The sequence below is a fragment of the Photobacterium sanctipauli genome (genome assembly GCF_003026495.1).
In the GTDB taxonomy this organism is placed as follows: domain Bacteria; phylum Pseudomonadota; class Gammaproteobacteria; order Enterobacterales; family Vibrionaceae; genus Photobacterium; species Photobacterium sanctipauli.
In genome coordinates, this window is the sequence record NZ_PYMA01000037.1 from 1 (window position 1) to 4,881 (window position 4,881).

The window sequence follows — 4,881 nt, forward strand, 5'->3', positions numbered from 1 at the left end:
TATCGAGTATCTGCAAAGTAACGGGCGGTACATCACAGAGGCTTTAATGGGCAAAAAGTGCTTATAACAAAGCATTTAAGAGTGATTCGCAACGCTTGGCAGTTTCGCTTCGCTCAAGTATAGCCAAACGTCGCTCACACCTTAATGCGGCGTTAGCATTTACATTAGTTGGAGATGGAAGTTGAGCTTTGAAATAAATAGTTTTTTGTCTGCTTTAATTGGCGGTGGTGCTACTTTAAGTGGTGTTTGGATTGCTAATTGGTTTCAAGAAAAAGCTCGAAATAAGCAGCAGGCTGAATATGTCCAAGGGGTTTTAAATGGTTTGCATGCCGAACTGGAATCGTTGTGGTTAAAATATGACGAACGAATGGGAAGTGAAATTGAACAGCTCAAGGAAGATACTCCTTTGGCTGTCTATTGGCCCATAACTCAAGACTATTTTACGTTTTATTCAGCTAATGCGAATGCTTTAGGACATGTGCCAGATAAAGAGCTTCGACATAGTATTGTAAATGTTTACGGTGAGCTAAAAAGTCTTGTAGATAGTTACCGCATGAATAATGCACTAGTTGAAAAGTTCGATTTTGCATATGCTCGTTATCAATCAGAGCCAAGTAATGTAAATGAACATGCTCTTGTCAGCGCTCAAAATACGCTCACAGACTACGCCAAATCACTTAAATCATCACATGAATCATGCAAGAAGCAAATAAAACCATTATTAACAGCGCTGCGAAGAAAATGCTAACAAGGCGTTCAAGGCGGATTCACAACGCTTGGCGGCTTTAGTCTAAGTCAGCTTCAGTGTTTAAGGTACAATGGTTTAGGTCGGGTGGTAGCGTTGCTCACCACTTAACGCGGCGTTAGGCTTCAGGAGGATAAATGTCAGAATTATGGAAAGCTATTAAGTATGACATAGTTAAGAGTTTGATAGATAAGCTCTTCATTGGAGCGATAGTTAGCGCGGCTGCATTTTATGCAGCACATTTGTTAGAAGAAAATAAGTCTATTAATAATGCTTATGTCGAATTTAACAAAACAAAAGTGATGAAGCTTGCTGAAGTCTGGGAGCAGGCTTATCTACTCAACACCTCTCTGCATTTATATGATGACTACTACAAATCGGTTGATAAAGAAATTAAGTCTAAACTGATAAAAATGCAGCAGCAAATCAAAGATGGCGTTCCAGCTAAGCAAGCTGAGTTAACCGTTTTGAATGCAGAGAAAGCAATAGCTAGGGATTTTAAGAGACAGATCCTAGTCCTCAATCAAAAACACCTAAAGCCTTTTAATGATATATTAAATAAAAACATGTTCTGGCTAGAACCAGAGCATTTGACTCCTCTGTTAGAGTATTCGAAAGTTGTAAATGAAATAGCGAGAACTGCCTCGTTAACAAATGAGGCATCCAAACAACGAGTAAAAGTATTGCGAGCTAAGGCTGACGAGTATTCAAAAACTATCAATGACGTGAGGGATCAACTATTGCGGCAATCACTCTGAAGCTAAGAAGCCTAACAATCTGTTTAAGAGTGATTCGCAACGCGTGGCATTTTTGCTATGCGTCGCGTTTTGTGTTTAAGGTGGTATGCGGCAGCATCGGTGTTGCGTTGCTCACACCTTAACAGGGCGTTATGCATATAGGAGTTTTGATGCACCAAAAGTTAATGTCGGTTTTACTTAATGAAGATGAACTAGGGGCTGTTATCAGAGCTCACATGGCTTTGGAGCAAGATGTAGATCGCTTTGTATCGCTAGTTGCTACTAATTCTGACTACATTGAGAAGATGCAAATAGATTTCTCAAATAAGCTCAAACTTGCTGTTGCATTTGGCTTGGACGAGGAAATATACAAGCCACTTGTCTCAGTTACCAATATTCGTAATAAGTTTGCCCACCGAGCAGACATGCAGTTGTCAAAGTCGGAAGTTAATAACTTTTATAAAAGCTTTACTTCTGAAGATCAGGCTCTTATTCAAGAGGTTATTTCCAACAATCCTGATCGACCGCCCGGTTTAAGTAAAAAGTACTCGCTTCTTTCAGTCAAAGAGCAGTTTGTGGTCATGGTGTTCTATTTAGCAATTCGCTTGTGGCATGAAGTTGAAATTGAATTGGAATATATACTGGAGCAAGTTGAAGAAAGTACTGAGTAACAATAAATATGCATAACAAAGCGTTTAAGACGGATTCCCAACGCTTGGCATTTTTGGTTTGCTTCAGGTTAATTGTTTACGGCACAATACTTTAAGTGCGGTGGTTTGCGTTGCTCACCACTTAACGCGGCGTTATGTAACTAATAGGAAAGCATAAGATTACTATGAAAACTTACAGTAAGTCTCAGTTGGCCTTAATACAACTAGAGAAAGCGATAGCTCTTTTTTTTGAAGAGCAAGATTATGTATGTTGCATAACGCTTGCAGGTGCTTCTGAGGAAATCACAAGAAAAATTCTCGAGAGAGATAGCAAAAAACCTGTTGCAGAGAAACTTCAAGGTTGGTTCAAGGATAAGTACCCAGACGCACCGGAGAATAGTAATTTTTATGCTCATGCCAATAGAACAAGAAATAGTCTAAAGCACTTCGATAATCTCAATGAAAGCGAAGTTGAAATAAACGAGGCGGAGGCTGCTTATTGGCTTTGTCGGGCATTCATGAACTACGAAATGTCTCATGCGATATTAACCGAGCCCTTGATAAGATTTATGGGTTGGATGGTAGAAAATGGCAAAAATGGACAACTTCAGGCCATTACATAACAAACTGCTAAAGACGGACTATCAACGCTCGGCAATTTTGGTTCTAGTTTGGTACCGTGTTTACGGTGGTTTGTTTGAGTTCAGAGGTAGCGTTGCTAGCCACTTAGCAGGGCGTTATGTTTTAATCGAGAATTGATATGAAAGTAAGTAATCCATTGACGATAGTAGCTATTTTTGCCGGTGTTGCAGAAACGTTTGCAACTGGGGCGCTTGTGTTACTGCCTGAAACTATGCAGGCTAAATTTATTGATTTTGTTATGTTTTTCCCTGTCCTTATCGTCGTAACATTCTTCCTTATCTTGGTGTTTAAACCCCAAGTACTTTACGCTCCGAGTGATTTTGCAAATGAAGAGCACTTTTTGCATGCAAATAATCTGAAAGATGTCGTGGCGCAAGAAACTGAGAAAGTTTTGAATGAAGCTAAACAGAAAAATCAAATCTCAGGGGATCTCAAAGCATTGTCAAAGAGAGTTGCTGATCTAACAGTCCGAGGGTTAGAAGATGAGATGGATAAAAGAGTTCTTAGTTATATGTTAGAGCGCCCAAGAGAGGCGTTTACCCCACGGGGGTTGGGGCATATATTGACGACTAGCAAACATGCTACTTTGGATTCTTTGATGCGCTTAGAAAAAATGGAGAAAGTCGTGTCTGGTATGGATGGAGACATAAAAGTATGGCAAGCAAAAACATAACAAAGCATTTAAGAGTGATTCTCAACGCTTGGCATTTTTCATTCCATCGTTGAGGTCAGTGATTATGGTGGTATTGTCAGGTTTCGTGGTCGCGTTGTTCACACCTTAATGCGGCGTTAGCTATATTGTGAGAGAGCAGAGGATTGATAATGACTCCAGAACAAAAAACGGCGAGGTTAAAACGTTTAGTTTCTGCTGCAAGGAGTTTGGTTACAGGTCAGCAGGGAATCACTTTAGCAGCTAATCGTGTTTTACGTTGCCTTTATGATCTAGGCGATGACTGGGTAGAAAGACATCCTATCTACGCAGAATTCAGAAGAGCTTTGCCAGCAGAAGTGCCAATATCGACAGAGCGGCTATTATGGCATTTTGACAAAGTTCTTGAACTCGATCCTTTGTTGGCAAAAGTTGAATATAAATTTCGTGCGAAACTAATGTGTGAGTCTTTCTTAATTATTGAAAAATACAGCTAACAAGGCGTTTAAGGCAGATTCCCAACGCTTGGCGTTTTGTATTCTACGTTGGGTTAAGTGTTTACGGTGTAATGGTTTAGGTTAGGTGGTTAGCGTTGCTCACTACTTAACGCGGCGTTATGCCTCTTAGCACATAGCTTGCTGTGAATCTCAAATTGCTTGTAAGTATTAACTTACTGATTGCATATAAGTGTGCTTACTTATAGCCTAATACTTTAGTGCTAAAATGAACGGAGTCAGCATGGCAAATATAAGTACATTCCTAAACCAACAACTAAGAACCGACGAAAGCGTAAGCTTTATTGCATCGATATCTAAGAAACCTTTACTAGCATATTTAATACTAACAGTAGCACTTTGCTTTCTATTTAGTCTAATGGGCAACTTTGGCTATATATTTATGGCATTTATGGTGCTGGCTATGTTGTTTCAATGTATCGCATATATTGTTTATTCAATTTCTTCAGAGTTTGTAGTCACAAATCAGAGGGTTATTGGTAAAACAGGGTTGATATCGAGAAATACTTTTGAGATACCGCTAGAGCAAGGTGAAGGGTTGCTTGTAAGACAATCACTATTTGGAAGGATTTTTGGCTATGGGAGTATTGCCTCTTCTGGTACTGGAACAACAACGGTAGCAATGCTTTATTTAGAAGACCCTTTTGCGGTTCGTAAACAAATCTTAGATGCAAAATCTTTAGTGTTAGATATCACAAACTCCAAAGAAGCCGTTCAATAATGTAAAGGCATAACAAACGCTTCAAGTGGGATTCGTAAACGTGTGCCATTTTCGCTTCGCTACAATTTTGGCACACATTTACTCACCCCTTAAGCGGGCGTTATAAGCACATGGCAAGTCATACATAAGGATATCAATGGAAGAACTTCAAGGTGGGCGAGAAGGGCAAATTTTTCGCTCTGAAAATCGAGTTTACCGACCTCGTGGCAAGTGGTCTGAAAC

Annotated in this window: 7 protein-coding genes and 1 pseudogene; all 8 read left to right on the forward strand. The window is 39.7% G+C overall.

The genetic code is table 11. From position 1 onward, the window contains the following. Window positions 1–181: 181 nt before the first annotated feature. Entirely contained in the window at window positions 182–748 is a 567-nt protein-coding gene (locus C9I98_RS26215; RefSeq protein WP_036829226.1) for a hypothetical protein, read from the forward strand. Between the two features lie 134 nt (window positions 749–882). Further along, complete coding sequence (locus C9I98_RS26220; RefSeq protein WP_107272675.1) at window positions 883–1,503, forward strand: hypothetical protein; 621 nt, start codon at window positions 883–885, stop codon at window positions 1,501–1,503. Between the two features lie 149 nt (window positions 1,504–1,652). Next, window positions 1,653–2,153 (forward strand): hypothetical protein, encoded by a 501-nt coding sequence (locus tag C9I98_RS26230; RefSeq protein WP_036829157.1) that lies wholly within the window; start codon window positions 1,653–1,655, stop codon window positions 2,151–2,153. Window positions 2,154–2,317: 164 nt separating this feature from the next. Next, on the forward strand, window positions 2,318–2,755 hold the full coding sequence (locus tag C9I98_RS26235) for a hypothetical protein (RefSeq protein WP_036829155.1): 438 nt from the start codon (window positions 2,318–2,320) through the stop codon (window positions 2,753–2,755). Window positions 2,756–2,892: 137 nt separating this feature from the next. Further along, the gene (locus tag C9I98_RS26245; RefSeq protein ID WP_051902570.1) at window positions 2,893–3,447 is read left to right on the forward strand and encodes a hypothetical protein; all 555 of its coding nucleotides are present in this window, start codon (window positions 2,893–2,895) and stop codon (window positions 3,445–3,447) included. 149 nt (window positions 3,448–3,596) lie between these two features. Further along, window positions 3,597–3,920, forward strand: a complete 324-nt coding sequence (locus tag C9I98_RS26250) for a hypothetical protein (RefSeq protein ID WP_036829153.1) — start codon at window positions 3,597–3,599, stop codon at window positions 3,918–3,920. Window positions 3,921–4,161: 241 nt separating this feature from the next. Then, the gene (locus C9I98_RS26255) at window positions 4,162–4,659 is read left to right on the forward strand and encodes a PH domain-containing protein (protein ID WP_051902568.1); all 498 of its coding nucleotides are present in this window, start codon (window positions 4,162–4,164) and stop codon (window positions 4,657–4,659) included. 136 nt (window positions 4,660–4,795) lie between these two features. Continuing rightward, a pseudogene (locus tag C9I98_RS26980) lies at window positions 4,796–4,881 on the forward strand (phosphotransferase); the annotation flags it as partial.

Coding starts and splice junctions, on each gene's coding strand:
- C9I98_RS26220 (WP_107272675.1), top strand. CDS start 883: ATGTCAGAATTATGGAAAGCTATTAAGTATGACATAGTTAAGAGTTTG.
- C9I98_RS26230 (WP_036829157.1), top strand. CDS start 1,653: ATGCACCAAAAGTTAATGTCGGTTTTACTTAATGAAGATGAACTAGGG.
- C9I98_RS26235 (WP_036829155.1), top strand. CDS start 2,318: ATGAAAACTTACAGTAAGTCTCAGTTGGCCTTAATACAACTAGAGAAA.
- C9I98_RS26245 (WP_051902570.1), top strand. CDS start 2,893: ATGAAAGTAAGTAATCCATTGACGATAGTAGCTATTTTTGCCGGTGTT.
- C9I98_RS26250 (WP_036829153.1), top strand. CDS start 3,597: ATGACTCCAGAACAAAAAACGGCGAGGTTAAAACGTTTAGTTTCTGCT.
- C9I98_RS26255 (WP_051902568.1), top strand. CDS start 4,162: ATGGCAAATATAAGTACATTCCTAAACCAACAACTAAGAACCGACGAA.